A 12583-nucleotide genomic window follows, 5' to 3' on the forward strand; every position below is an offset into this window, starting at 1 on the left:
ATCGATGCAGGCGCATGCCTTTGTCCTGCACCTGACCCGCGCGCGGAAACGGCGGGACAATGCGCATGCGCTCAAGGAAGATTGCGGCCTGCCCGGTGAACTCTGGGCAGCCGTCGACGGCGCGGCGCGCGATCCGGCCGACATCGCCGCCGAAACCGGCACGCGGCTTTTCGCGCCCGCCTACCCCTTCCCCCTCAAACCGGGCGAGATCGGCTGTTTCCTCAGCCACCGGCAGATCTGGGCCGAGATCCTCCGCCGCGACCTCGATCATGCCCTCATCCTCGAGGATGACGTGACGCTCGACCCCGCCACCTTCCCGCGCGCCCTGGCCCTCGCCACCGCCAATATCGCCGCCTGCGGCTACATCCAGCTTCAGGACAGGCCCCCCAAGGACAGCCCCCGCCTGCTCGACCAGTCCGGCCCCTGCCGCCTGACCCTCGCCGACATTCCCCAGCTCCGCACCTCGGCCCAGCTCGTCAGCCGCGACGCCGCCCGCCGCCTGCTCGACGCCAGCGACGTCATCGACCGCCCGATCGACGCCTTCCTGCAATGCCACTGGCAGACCGGCCTGCGCCCCGCCGCCATCCACCCGGCGGGCATCCGCACCATCGCCGACCAGCTCGACGGCTCCACCATTCAGGGCGGCCGCAAATCCCTCACCGAGAAGCTCTGGCGCGAAGCCGCCCGCTTCCGCTACCGCCGCGCCCTCGCCCGCCACGCGCAGCAAAGCGCGGCGCCCTTGCCGGAGGGCACGGAATGATCGTCACCCGTCTCTTCGGCGGCGCCGGGAACCAGATGTTCCAATACGCCGCCGGCCGCGCGCTCGCCGACCATCTCGGCACCGACCTCGCCCTCGACCGCCGTTACATGGTGCTGTGGGACGAGACCCGTGGCGACTGCTTCCCGCATTACGAAAACACCCGCTTCATCGAGGCCGCCAGCCTGCCCCCCACCAAGATGGACAGCCTTCCGCGCTACGCCCTCTGGCGCTGGTTCGGCCGTAATCCCCGCTTCCACCGCGAGGGCGATCTCGGCTTCAACGAGGATTTCTTCGACCTCCCCGACAACACCTACCTGCACGGCTACTGGCAATCGCCCCGCTATTTCGGCGCCTCCGCCGAGCGCCTGCGCCATGACCTGAAACTGACCACCCCGCTCGACGCCGCCAATGCCGACATGGCCGACAGCATCGTCGCCGCCCCCGTCGCCGTCTCGGTCCATGTCCGCCGCGGCGACTACCTCTCGGGTGGCGGCTTCGCTGCCTGCCCGCCGGAATATTACAGCGCCGCCGTCGACCACCTGACGCAAAAGCTGGGCCAGCCCCTCACCTGCTTCGTCTTCTCGAATGATCCCGCCTGGGCGCGCGACAACCTCTCCCTTGGGCAGGACACCATCGTCGTCGACATCAATGACGAGACGAAGGGCCATTTCGACATGCACCTGCAATCGCTCTGCGACCACAACATCATCGCCAATTCCACCTTCTCGTGGTGGGGCGCATGGCTCAACGACAATCCCTCCAAGACCGTCATCGCACCGAAGAACTGGTTCGCCCCCGGCAAACCCGGCAACGCCGACCTCTGCCCGCCCGACTGGGTCCGCCTCTGAACCCTCCCGCCAGAGGCCCCGGGTCAAGCCCGGGGCGCGCCTTGCCCCGGAACCTCGCGCCCCTCTTCTCCCCGTCCCGGGCCCGACCCGGGACCTCGCCCCCCAATCCCTCCCCGTCCCGGGCTTGACCCGGGACCTCGCGCCACACCCACCAAACGCGAGACAGCCCGCAAGGGCTGGCGAGCACGCTTTCCCACGCCACCAAAAATCTCTAAACCCCCCAGCATGAGCCCCACCCCCGACATATCGCAGGCCCGTTTCCGCCCCGACACCGTGCACAAGCGCGATGTCTTTTCGGAAACCGTCTCGGGCACCCTCGAAGACATCGAGGATTTCCCCGTGGTCCTGCGCAAGCTCGACGGCGTGCCGCTCTGGGCGAAACCCATCGCCTGGGCCCTCGCCCGCCGCGAAATCCGCGGCCTTCGTGCGGTGCAGGGCATCGAAGGCTGCCCCGTCCTCGTCCGCGTCGACCGCACCGGCCTGCTTCGCAGCTGGACCAAGGGCACGCCCCTCCACCTCGCCAAACCCGCCGACGCCGCATGGTACAAGGATGCCAAGCGCCTCCTCCGCGACATGCGCCGCGCGGGCGTCACCCATAACGACATCGCCAAGCCGCAGAACTGGCTGATGACGCCCGAAGGCCGCGCCGCCGTCATCGACTTTCAGCTCGCCTCCGTCCACCGCCGCCGCGGCCCGCTCTTCCGCACCATGGCCCGCGAAGACCTCCGCCACCTGCTGAAACAGAAACGTGCCTACGCGCCCGACCTGCTGACGCCCTCCGAGAAGGCCATGCTCGCCCAGAAGGCGCTCCCCTCCCGCCTCTGGATGGCCACCGGCAAGAAGGCCTACAACTTCATCACCCGCCGCCTGATGAACTGGTCCGACGGCGAAGGCACCGAGGACCGGATAGAGCGCGACGGCCCCGCCCTCCGCGCCGCCCTCCTCGCCCATGACCGTGTCTCAGACGTCGCCCTCTGCACCTTCGCCCTCCCGGCCAAGGGCGTGGGCCTCTACGCCTTCGTCGAAACCGACCTGTCCGAACCCGAGCTCCGCGCCCTCGCCCCCGAGCCGAAGCCCGAGCACATCCAGCCCGTCGCGGCCCTTCCCCGCCATCCCGACGGCACGCCCCGCATGGACGCGCTCAGCCTCGTCGCCACCAACCGGCTCGACGAACTCGAAGAGATGCAGAAACCCGACCCCGCCCTCGCGGCCACCCTGAAACCGATCGTGACCGCCCGCCTGAATCTCACGGACAGGTCGCGCTGACGCACCGACGTAATACCGACAAAATACCGACGTAATACCGACGTTGGATTTCCAGCAAACAAAGGGCTTTTCAGAACGGGGCTTTCGACCGAAATGTCATCCCAGCCCCCCCGTCCGGATGCCGCAGCCGAAGCTCCTCCGAATGCAGCATCAGCCGCTCAAAATCCCGCGCCGGCCCCTCCGCATAGAACGGATCGCCCAGGATCGGATGGCCCAAAGCCAGCATATGCACCCGCAGCTGATGGCTCCGCCCCGTCTTCGGCATCAGTCGCACCCGCGTCTCCCCCTCGCCATACCGCTGCACCCGCCAATCCGTCACCGCAGGCTTGCCCGTCTCGTGGCACACCATCTGCTTCGGCCGGTTCGGCCAGTCCACGATCAGCGGCAGGTCGACCGTCCCCTTCCGCGGCTCCAGCTTTCCCCAAACCCTTGCAACATAAGTCTTTTTCACCTGCCGCTTCTCGAACTGCAGGCCAAGGTGCCGCTGCGCATGGGGGCTCAGCGCGAAGATCATCACGCCCGATGTATCCCGGTCCAGCCGGTGCACCAAAAGCGCCATCGGATAGGCCTCCTGCACCCGTGACAGCAGGCAATCCGCCAGGTGCTCGCCCTTCCCCGGCACCGACAAAAGACCCGACGGCTTGTCCACCACGACGATCTCGTGATCCTCGTGCAGCACCTTGATCGGCTCGGTCGGCGGGGCGTATTCATCCATGCTGCCCGCTTACACCAGCCATGCCCGCAGGGCCACACCGCGCCCGAAAATCGCTGGACCCTCCCGGCCTCTCCCCTATGGTTCGCCCAAAAGGAAAGCCCATGCCCTCAACGGACGTCATCGTCATTGGCGCCGGCGCCGCCGGACTGGCCGCCACGGAAGCCCTTGTTTCCCTTGGCAAAACCGTCACCTGCATCGAGGCCGGGAACCGCATCGGCGGGCGGGTTTTCACCGACACCGAGACCTTCGGCCTCCCCTTCGACCGCGGTGCCCACTGGCTCCACAACGGGGCCATCAACGCCTTCATCGACAAGGGCAAGGCCCTCGGGCTCGACCTCTACCCGGCGCCCGACCACACCCTGACCGCGGGCGACGACCCCGACGGCACCGCCCTCTGGGCCGAGGTCGACGCCATCAGCGACGCCATGCGCCGCGAGGCCGACGCCGGCAACGACATCGCTTTGTCCAGCCTTTTCAAGCCTCTGACAGACTGGTCCTTCACGGCCGCGATGATGCATGTCCTGCCCATGGGCCGGAACCTGCACGAGATCTCCACCAAGGATTTCGCCGACTACCAAGAAAGCCCCGACTGGTTCTGCCGCCAGGGTTACGGCACGCTCGTCGCGATGACCGCCGCCGACATTCCAGTAACCCTGAACACCAGCGCCCAGCAGGTCACCACGACGGCCAACGGGGTAGAAGTCCTTACAAACAAGGGCATCCTGACCGCAAAGGCCGCCATCGTCACCGTCTCGCAAGGCATCCTCGCCGCCGGCGACATCCGCTTCGACCCACCGCTCGACACCGCCCATCTCGACGCCATCGGCGCCATCACCCTCGGCGCCTACAACCACGTCGCCCTGCACTTCCGGCCCGAGGCCCTGCCGGTTCAGCCCGACACCTGGGTCACCTACAAGGTCGAGCCGTCAGAAGACGGCGTCCTCCGCGGCGGCGGGGCGCTCTGCAACATCTCCGGAACCGGCCTCTGCGCCTTTGAAAACGCAGGAGATTTCGCCACCGAACTGGAAAACGCCGGCCCCGAGGCGGCCATCGACTACGCCCTCGCGCGCCTCACCGAGATCTTCGGCACCGACCTGAAATCCGCCTTCCTCAAGGGCGCCGCCACCGCCTGGGGCCGCGACCCGCTCTTCAAGGGTTCCTATTCCGGCGCCCTGCCCGGCCAGGCCCACAAGCGCCCCCTGCTGCGCCAGCCCCATGTCGAGCGGGTCTTCTTCGCCGGCGAAGCCACCCACGACGCCGAACCCGGCACCGTCTCCGGCGCGCACAAGGAAGGCCTCCGCGCCGCCGAGGCGGTGGCGGCGCTGCTCGGCTGAGCTAGGCCTTCACCCGCTCCGATTTCGGGTCGTACATCGGCTTCAGGCTAGCCTTGGCCTTGACCTTGGTGCCCATCACGTCGATCTCGTAGGTGGACCCCAGCACATCCTGCGCGCTCTCGCCCTTGCAGGGCACGTAGCCCATGCCGACCGCCGCGCCGAGGTGGTGGCCGTAATTGCCCGAGCTGAGGTAGCCCACGTACTCCCCATCCCGGATCACCGGTTCGTTGTGGAACAGAAGTGGCTCGGGATCCTCCAGCAGGAACTGCACCATGCGGCTCTCCGGCCCGCTCTCCTTCCGCGCCGCCACCGCCGCTTTGCCGATGAAGTCGTCCTTCGACAACTCCACGGCAAAGCCCAACCCGGCATCGATCACGTTATCCTCGCTGGTGATGTCATGCCCGAAATGCCGGAACGCCTTCTCGATGCGGCATGAATCCATCATGTGCATCCCGCAAAGCTTGAGCCCCACATCCTGCCCGGCCTCCATCAACGTCTCGAACACGTGGCCGGCCATGTCGGCCGAGACATAGATCTCCCAACCCAGCTCGCCCACGTAGGACACCCGGTGCGCCCGGGCGAGGCCCATGCCGATCTCGATCTCCTGCGCGGTTCCGAACGGGTTGACCGCGTTGGAGAAATCGTTGGGAGACACCTTCTTCAGCAGTTCCCGCGATTTCGGCCCCATCACCGCCAACACACCCTCACCGGCGGTCACATCGGTGATCACGACCCGCCGGTCGCCCACGTGCCGCCGCAGCCGCGTCTCGTCGGCCAGCCGCGTCATCGCCGGGGTGACCACGAGGTAAGCGGTTTCCGACAGTCGCGTCACCGTCACATCCGCCTCGATCCCGCCGCGGGTATTGAGGAACTGCGTATAGACGATCTTGCCCACAGGCACCGACAGGTTCGCGCCGCAGACATGGTTCAGGAAGGCTTCCGCATCCGGCCCCTCGACCCGCAGCTTGCCGAAGGAGGACATGTCGTACATCCCGACGTTTTCTCGCACCGCCTTGTGCTCGGCCGCCGCGTTGTCGAACCAGTTCTGCCGCTTCCAGCTATACTCATACTCGGGCGTCTGCCCGTCCTTCGCAAACCAGTTCGCCCGTTCCCAGCCCCCGGCCTCGCCCATGACGGCCCCCTGCTCCACCAGTTGCGCATGGAAGGGAGAGCGCCGCACACCCCGCGCTGTGGCCTTCTGGCGATAGGGGAAATGGTCGGCGTAAAGCAGGCCCAGCGTCTCCTTCGAGCGCTCGAACAGGTAATGCCGGTTGCCCTGGAACGGGTGCATCCGGGAGATATCCACATCGCCGATATCATAGGGCTTCTCGCCATCCTCCATCCACTGCGCCAGCGTCACGCCGGCGCCGCCCGCGCTCTGGATACCGATCGAGTTAAATCCGGCGGCGACCCAGACATTGTCCATCTCCGGCGCCAGCCCGAGGTGATAGGCATCGTCGGGTGTGAAGCTTTCCGGCCCGTTGAAGAAGGTGTGAATGCCTGCCTCGGCCAGCATCGGCATCCGGTGACAGGCGGCCTCGAGGATCGGCTCGAAATGGTCGAAATCTTCCGGAAGCTGGTCGAACTCGAAGCTTTCCGGAATGCCGTTCATCCCCCACGGCTTGGCATTCGGCTCGAAGGCGCCCAGCAGGATCTTCCCGGCATCCTCCTTGTAATAGGCGCACTCGTCCGGCACCCGCAGCACCGGCATCTGTCCCAGCCCCTCGATGCCTTCGGTCACGATGTAGAAATGCTCGCAGGCATGCAGCGGTACATTGACGCCGGCCATCCGGCCCACTTCACGGCCCCACATGCCCGCGCAATTCACGACCATGTCGCAGGCAATGTGGCCCTGCGCCTCGCCGTCATCACTCTGCCAGTCAACGCCGGTGATGCGCCGGCCATCGCGCGACATGCCGGTAACCTTCACCCGCTCCTTCACCAGCGCGCCCCGCTGCCGCGCGCCCTTGGCCAACGCCAGCGCAATGTTCGCCGGGTCGGCCTGTCCGTCCGTGGGCAGCCAGACGCCGCCGGTCACGCCGTCGAGGTTGATATGCTCGTACCGCGCCTTCACCTCGTCGGGGCTCAACTCCTCGACCGGCACGCCGAAGGCCCGCGCCATGGCGGCGCTGCGATAGAGCTCCTCCAGTCGCTCTTTCGTCAGCGCGACCGAGACCGAGCCGCCCTGCCGCATGCCGGTGGCGACGCCCGTCTCCTCTTCCAGCCCGAGGTACAGCTCGGCCGAATAGCGCGCCAGCCTGGTCATGTTGGCGGTGGCCCGCAACTGGCCGATCAGCCCGGCGGCGTGCCACGTCGTCCCGCTGGTCAGCTGCTTGCGCTCCAGCAGAACCACGTCCTTCCAGCCCAGCTTGGTCAGGTGATAGGCCACCGAACAACCGATCACGCCACCGCCCACGATCACCACGCGGGCCTTGTCGGGAAGCTCCATCTTTCACTCTCCTTCGCGAGGCGGGCCGCAAGGCTCGAAGAGCCGCGCCGCCTCTGTCCAATTCAAACGATCTCGTGCCCGGCCGACCGAAGCCGCCCTGCCAGTTCCGAGATGTGATCCGGCCCCACCTCGCAGCAGCCGCCGACGATGGTGGCGCCCTGCTCGACCCAGCCCATGGCAAACCCGGCATAGGCGTCAGGCGTCAGATCGGTCCGCTGCTCCAGCGCGTCAACCGTCGGGGCATCCTTCAGGAACCCCTCGCTGATCCGGGTGAACCCGTTGCCGTAGGCGCCATAAGGCAGGCCGAAGGTCCCGATGATCTCCAGCCCCGCCGCGATCACCTCGGGTGGCGAACAGTTGATCAATACCGCCGCCGGCTTGTGCCGCTCCACCAGCGGCGCGATCAGGTCCAGCTTCTCGCCCGAGCGCAGGCGCGTGCCGTCCTCGTCCTCGACCGTCACCGCCAGCCAGACCGGCAGGCCGTTGCCATGCTGCGCCGCCGCCACCAGTGCGCCCTCGGCCTGCTCGACCGAGGCCATCGTCTCGAACAGCAACAGGTCGACATGGTCGCGCAGGTTGGCAATCGGCTCCTCGTAAAGCTGCACCGCGTCGGCCACCGGCGGGCACAAGTCCGGCCGGTACGAGGCCCCCAGCGGCCCGAGCGCCCCCGCCACCAGCCCCTTGCCGGCATGCCGCTGCGCCTCGCGCGCCATGGTCACGGCGGTCTCGGTCAGCCGCCCCACCTCTTCGTGTAACTCCACCCGCATCAGCCTGTCGCGCAGCACGGCATAGGTGTTGGTCGTGGCCACCGTTGCGCCAGCTGCGAAATAGGCATCATGCACCTCGCGCACGATATGGGGGTGGTCGATCATCACCTGGGTCGACCAAAGCGGCGTGGCCCGATCACCCGAGCGTTTCACCAGTTCCTGCCCGATCGAACCGTCGAGCAACGTGATCTTCGTCATGGGTCTCTCTCCCCGATCCTGTTTTTTTCCAACGGCTCTACCGTTCCGCCGTCCGGTCGAGGTCTTTCAGGCCCAGCAGCACCGCCGCTCCCAGCATCAATGCACCCGACACCCGGTTGAGCCAGACGCCGGTCAGTTGCCTCACTCGGCCCAGCGTATGCGTGGCCGCCCAGCCCCAAAGCAGCAAAATCAGCCCGTCGACGACGAGGTAGGTCACCCCGAGGATCAAGAGTTGCGGCCAGACCGGCAGCGCCGGATCGATGAACTGCGGGAAGAGCGCGCCGAAGAACACCACCGCGTAGGGGTTAGCCGAGGAGGTGACGAATCCCTGCCGGAAAAGCCGCCCGTGCCTTGCCTCCGCCGGGGTCTCGGCCCCGCCCTTCGACAGCATCAGCTTCAGCCCGATCCACACGAGATAGGCCACGCCGAGCCACTTCACGACCCAGAGGGCATCGGCCGATGCGGCGATCAATGCCGTCAGGCCGAAGGCCGCCAGCGTCATCTGCAAAGCGTTGGCCGACAAATCGCCCGCCATCGTCGCCATGCTTCGCCGCATGCCGTGGCGCAGGCTGTTGGAGATGATCAGCAACTGGCTGGTATCCGGCGGCGTCGCGAAGAAGGCCGCCAATACACCGAGATACAGAAGGTAGGTCTCGATACTCATGCCCGCAGCCTTTCGTTTTCAGGATCCCACAGCGGGCCGTCCGGCTGGACCTCGGCGCGGCGGCGCTCGCCATAGATCTCGACCTCCACCTCCGTGCCCGCTTCCGCCAGCTCCGGCCGGATCATCGCCAGCGCCACGCTCGCGCCAACGCGATAGCCCCAGGCGCCCGAGGTGGTCTCGCCCACGATCTGGCCATCATGCCAGACGGTCGACATGTAGGGCGCGTCCGCCTCCCCCGCGTCGACCTTGAGCGTCACGAAGGCCTTCTTCCGACCCTGCTGCTTCTCGGCCAGAAGCGCCGCCTTGCCGGTGAAATCCTGCGGCTTGTCGAACTTCACGAACCTCTCCAGCCCGGCCTCGAGCATCGAGTAATCCGTCGACAGGTCACCCTTCCACGCCCGATACCCCTTCTCGACCCGCAGGCTGTTCAACGCGTACATCCCGAAGGGCTTCACCCCCTTCCCGATCAGCGCGTCATAGATCGCCGGGATCGCGTCGAACTCGCCATGGATTTCCCAGCCCAGCTCGCCGGTAAAGCTCACCCGGATCAGGAACGCCTTCTGCCCGGCCACGGTGCAATGCTGGTGGCTCAGCCACGGCAGCGACAGGTCGGCATCGGTCAGCCCCTCCAGCACCTCGCGGCTTTTCGGCCCGGCCAGCAGCAGCGCGTCGCGCTCGGTCGTGGTCTCGCGCACGTTCAACCCCTCGGCCAGCGCGTTGCGGACCAGCTCGCCGTCATGCCACTGCGCCGTGGCGGCGGTGATCAGCACGAAGCTGTCCTCGGCCAGCCGGACACAGGAAAACTCGGTCGCGATCCGCCCGCGCCTATCGGCCACGTAAACCAGGTTCATCCGCCCCACCTTGGGCAGCCCACCGGTCACGAACCCGCGCAGCCAGTCATCGGCCCCCTCGCCCGACACCCACAGCCGGGTGAACCCCGGCAGGTCGAGCACGCCGCAGCCGTCGCGCACCGCCTCGCATTCCTCGCGGATCCGCTGCTCCCACGGGCCCGCGCGGTTCCACGTCTGGGTGGCCTCGTCCGAGGTATCGTCGCCGGGCTTGGCGAACCAGTTGGCCCGTTCCCACCCGTTATAGGCACCCATCACGCCGCCCAGAGCCTTCACCCGGTCATGCACCGGCGACAGCTTCCGGTCACGGCCCGCCGGCCATTCGTGCCACGGGAAATGCATAGCGTATTCGTGGCCATACACCTCCATGCCCTTGGCGATGCAGTAATCGCGGTCGGTGTAATCGGTGTAGCGCCGCGGATCGACGGCCCACATGTCCCACTCGGTGGCCCCTTCCGTGATCCATTCGGCCAGCACCTTGCCCGCACCCCCGGCCTGCGCGATGCCGAAGGTGAAGACACAGGCCTCGAACGCGTTCGGCACCCCCGGCATCGGCCCCAGAAGCGGCAGGCCGTCGGGCGCATAGGGGATCGGACCGTTGATCACCTTGTTCACACCCCCGGTACCCAGCAACGGCACCCGCGCCATCGCATCCTCGACATACCATTCCAGCCGCTCGAGATCGTCGGGATAAAGCTGGAAGCTGAAATCCTCCGGCATCGGGTCATCCGGCTGCAGCCAGTGCGCCTTGCAGTTCCGCTCGTAGGGCCCGAGGTTCAGGCCGTACTTCTCCTGCCGCAGGTAATAGGAGCTGTCGACGTCGCGCAACAGCGGCAGCTTGTGGCCGGCCTCCTTGCTCCATGCCTCCAGCTCCGGGATCTCGTCGGTCAGCATGTATTGGTGGCTCATCACCATCATCGGCACGGTCCGCCCGCCATAGGGCTTGAACCACTCACCCACGCGCTGTGCATAATACCCGGCGGCATTCACCACGTAGTCGCAGCGGATATCGCCCTTCTCCGTCTGCACGATCCACTCGTCACCCTCGCGGCTGACGCCGGTGGCCGGCGTAAACCGCAGCACCCGCGCGCCCATGTCCCGCGCGCCCTTGGCCAGCGCCTGGGTCAGCTGCGCGGGGTCGATATCGCCATCGTTGGGATCATAGAGCGCGCCCTGCAGATCATGCGTCTCGATGAACGGATACCTGTCCTTGATCTCGTCCAGCCCGAGAATGTCGAGGTCCATCCCCTGGTAGTGCCCCATCCCCCTGGCGCGCTCAAATTCCTGCATCCGCTCCTTCGAATGCGCCAGCCGGATCGAGCCGGTCTGGTGATAGTTCATCGGATAATCGACCTCGGCCCCCAGCCGCGCGTAAAGCTCGGTCGAATAGCGCTGCATGTTCATGATCGACCAGCTGGTCGAGAAGGTCGGCACGTTGCCCGCCGCGTGCCACGTGCTGCCCGCCGTCAGCTCGTTCTTCTCGAGCAGCACGCAATCGGTCCAGCCCGCCTTGGCGAGGTGATAGAGCGCCGAGGCCCCCACCGCGCCGCCGCCGATGATGACCACCCGGGCCGTGTTCGGAAAATCCGCCATTCTAAGCTTCCCATCCCTGCTGTTGCGGCAACCCGTCCGCGATGTCGTAGAAGTCGCCCTTGTCGGCGACGAAGATATGCCCGGCCAGCCGCGCGCCGGTGGGGGCGTCCATCACCCCGGCCTCGAGGCTCAGGCCGCCATCGGCATACTCGAACCACAGCTTGGTGCCGCACTGGCCGCAGAACACCCGCGTGCTGCCGCCCGGATGGGTGAACCGGGTCACATGCCCCTGTCGCAGCCAGCGCATGTCTTTGGCATCGTAGTCGATGCTGGCCGCATGAAACCCCGAGTAGCGCCGGCATTGCCCGCAATGGCAGGCGGTCACTGGGCCCGGCCCGGCCGCCAGTTCGAAGGCGTTGGCGCCGCAGTGGCAGGCCCCGGTGATCATCTCTGCGGCAGCCCGTCCGTGATCTCGTAATAGTCGCCCTTGTCGGCGGTGAAGATATGCCGCTCCAGCGTGATGCCCGTCGGCTCGTGCAGCGCGCCCAGGGCAATACCGATCGTGTCCTCGTCATGCGCCTTCCAGAACAGGAACGACCCGCAGCGCGGACAGAAGCCGCGCTTGGCCCTGCCGCTCGCCTCGTACCAGTGCACCGGGCCCTCGATCTCGACCTCGGCCAGTGGTGCCACCGCCGAGGCCCAGAGATGCCCCGACTGCTTGCGGCATTGCCCGCAATGGCAAACCGAGGCATCGGTAAGCTTGGTGTTCACCGTGAAGGTGATATCGCCGCAAAGGCAGCGTCCCGTCGTCATGTTTCCACCCCTTCATGCTGTGGAAGACCATCGTCGATGTCGTAATAGTCGCCCATGAAATCGACCCAGTAATGCCCGGACAGTTTCAGCCCGCCGGTGTCGTCAAGCGACCCCATAGCGACCATCACGTCCGGGCCCTCGTCGCCACGCCAGAACAGCGTCGAGCCGCACCGCCCGCAGAAGCCCCGTTCGGCAATATCGGTGTGACGGTACCAGCGCAGTCCCTCGTCGCGCTCGAATTGCACCGCCGCCTTGGGCGCGGGGACCGCCGAGAAGAAATGCCCCGACTGCTGGCGGCATTGCTTGCAGTGACAGGCAATGGGATCATGCAACTCCGACGCCACCCGAAACCGCACCGCACCGCAGAGACACCCGCCGTTAACCATCT

The 12583-nt window shown here is 66.7% G+C and carries 12 protein-coding genes; 4 read left to right on the plus strand and 8 right to left on the minus strand.

Translation table 11 applies throughout. From position 1 onward, the window contains the following. Positions 1-4: 4 nt before the first annotated feature. From RLN94_RS02225 to RLN94_RS02235, 3 genes are all read left to right on the plus strand, one after another. A complete protein-coding gene (locus tag RLN94_RS02225) occupies positions 5-760 on the plus strand; it encodes a glycosyltransferase family 25 protein (protein ID WP_350130514.1) in 756 nt (251 codons plus the stop codon). Then, entirely contained in the window at positions 757-1608 is an 852-nt protein-coding gene (locus tag RLN94_RS02230) for an alpha-1,2-fucosyltransferase (protein ID WP_350130516.1), read from the plus strand. The genes RLN94_RS02225 and RLN94_RS02230 overlap by 4 nt, the downstream gene beginning before the upstream one ends. 225 nt (positions 1609-1833) lie before the next feature. Continuing rightward, positions 1834-2874, plus strand: coding sequence for a serine/threonine protein kinase (locus RLN94_RS02235; protein ID WP_350130518.1), 1041 nt, complete (start codon positions 1834-1836; stop codon positions 2872-2874). A gap of 70 nt (positions 2875-2944) precedes the next feature. On the opposite strand, the gene RLN94_RS02240 is transcribed toward RLN94_RS02235, so the two are convergent. Then, positions 2945-3589 (minus strand): RluA family pseudouridine synthase, encoded by a 645-nt coding sequence (locus RLN94_RS02240; RefSeq protein WP_350130519.1) that lies wholly within the window; start codon positions 3587-3589, stop codon positions 2945-2947. Positions 3590-3690: 101 nt separating this feature from the next. On the opposite strand from RLN94_RS02240, the gene RLN94_RS02245 reads away from it, so the two are divergent. Continuing rightward, positions 3691-4923 carry a flavin monoamine oxidase family protein gene (locus RLN94_RS02245; protein ID WP_350130520.1) on the plus strand — a complete coding sequence of 411 codons (1233 nt, stop codon included), beginning with the start codon at positions 3691-3693 and terminating at the stop codon, positions 4921-4923. Position 4924: 1 nt separating this feature from the next. Here RLN94_RS02245 and RLN94_RS02250 read toward each other — a convergent pair whose 3' ends face one another. The 7 genes from RLN94_RS02250 to RLN94_RS02280 all read right to left on the minus strand — a co-directional run bounded on the left by RLN94_RS02250 (position 4925) and on the right by RLN94_RS02280 (position 12581). Further along, on the minus strand, positions 4925-7372 hold the full coding sequence (locus RLN94_RS02250; protein ID WP_350130521.1) for a GcvT family protein: 2448 nt from the start codon (positions 7370-7372) through the stop codon (positions 4925-4927). A 62-nt stretch (positions 7373-7434) separates the two neighbouring features. Further along, a complete protein-coding gene (locus RLN94_RS02255) occupies positions 7435-8337 on the minus strand; it encodes a homocysteine S-methyltransferase family protein (RefSeq protein ID WP_350130522.1) in 903 nt (300 codons plus the stop codon). Positions 8338-8374: 37 nt separating this feature from the next. Next, positions 8375-9001: a LysE family translocator gene (locus RLN94_RS02260; protein ID WP_350130523.1), complete on the minus strand. Its 627-nt coding sequence runs from the start codon at positions 8999-9001 to the stop codon at positions 8375-8377. Continuing rightward, positions 8998-11442: a GcvT family protein gene (locus tag RLN94_RS02265; RefSeq protein WP_350130524.1), complete on the minus strand. Its 2445-nt coding sequence runs from the start codon at positions 11440-11442 to the stop codon at positions 8998-9000. Before RLN94_RS02265 ends, RLN94_RS02260 begins: the two co-directional genes overlap by 4 nt. Before the next feature lies 1 nt (position 11443). Continuing rightward, entirely contained in the window at positions 11444-11830 is a 387-nt protein-coding gene (locus RLN94_RS02270; RefSeq protein ID WP_350130525.1) for a GFA family protein, read from the minus strand. After that, the gene (locus tag RLN94_RS02275; RefSeq protein ID WP_350130526.1) at positions 11827-12195 is read right to left on the minus strand and encodes a GFA family protein; all 369 of its coding nucleotides are present in this window, start codon (positions 12193-12195) and stop codon (positions 11827-11829) included. The genes RLN94_RS02270 and RLN94_RS02275 overlap by 4 nt, the downstream gene beginning before the upstream one ends. Then, entirely contained in the window at positions 12192-12581 is a 390-nt protein-coding gene (locus tag RLN94_RS02280; RefSeq protein WP_350130527.1) for a GFA family protein, read from the minus strand. The genes RLN94_RS02275 and RLN94_RS02280 overlap by 4 nt, the downstream gene beginning before the upstream one ends. Positions 12582-12583 lie beyond the last annotated feature (2 nt).

Source organism: Roseovarius sp., assembly GCF_040223625.1.
Taxonomy (GTDB): Bacteria; Pseudomonadota; Alphaproteobacteria; order Rhodobacterales; family Rhodobacteraceae; genus Roseovarius.

Coding starts and splice junctions, on each gene's coding strand:
- RLN94_RS02225 (WP_350130514.1), top strand. CDS start 5: ATGCAGGCGCATGCCTTTGTCCTGCACCTGACCCGCGCGCGGAAACGG.
- RLN94_RS02230 (WP_350130516.1), top strand. CDS start 757: ATGATCGTCACCCGTCTCTTCGGCGGCGCCGGGAACCAGATGTTCCAA.
- RLN94_RS02235 (WP_350130518.1), top strand. CDS start 1,834: ATGAGCCCCACCCCCGACATATCGCAGGCCCGTTTCCGCCCCGACACC.
- RLN94_RS02240 (WP_350130519.1), bottom strand. CDS start 3,589: ATGGATGAATACGCCCCGCCGACCGAGCCGATCAAGGTGCTGCACGAG.
- RLN94_RS02245 (WP_350130520.1), top strand. CDS start 3,691: ATGCCCTCAACGGACGTCATCGTCATTGGCGCCGGCGCCGCCGGACTG.
- RLN94_RS02250 (WP_350130521.1), bottom strand. CDS start 7,372: ATGGAGCTTCCCGACAAGGCCCGCGTGGTGATCGTGGGCGGTGGCGTG.
- RLN94_RS02255 (WP_350130522.1), bottom strand. CDS start 8,337: ATGACGAAGATCACGTTGCTCGACGGTTCGATCGGGCAGGAACTGGTG.
- RLN94_RS02260 (WP_350130523.1), bottom strand. CDS start 9,001: ATGAGTATCGAGACCTACCTTCTGTATCTCGGTGTATTGGCGGCCTTC.
- RLN94_RS02265 (WP_350130524.1), bottom strand. CDS start 11,442: ATGGCGGATTTTCCGAACACGGCCCGGGTGGTCATCATCGGCGGCGGC.
- RLN94_RS02270 (WP_350130525.1), bottom strand. CDS start 11,830: ATGATCACCGGGGCCTGCCACTGCGGCGCCAACGCCTTCGAACTGGCG.
- RLN94_RS02275 (WP_350130526.1), bottom strand. CDS start 12,195: ATGACGACGGGACGCTGCCTTTGCGGCGATATCACCTTCACGGTGAAC.
- RLN94_RS02280 (WP_350130527.1), bottom strand. CDS start 12,581: ATGGTTAACGGCGGGTGTCTCTGCGGTGCGGTGCGGTTTCGGGTGGCG.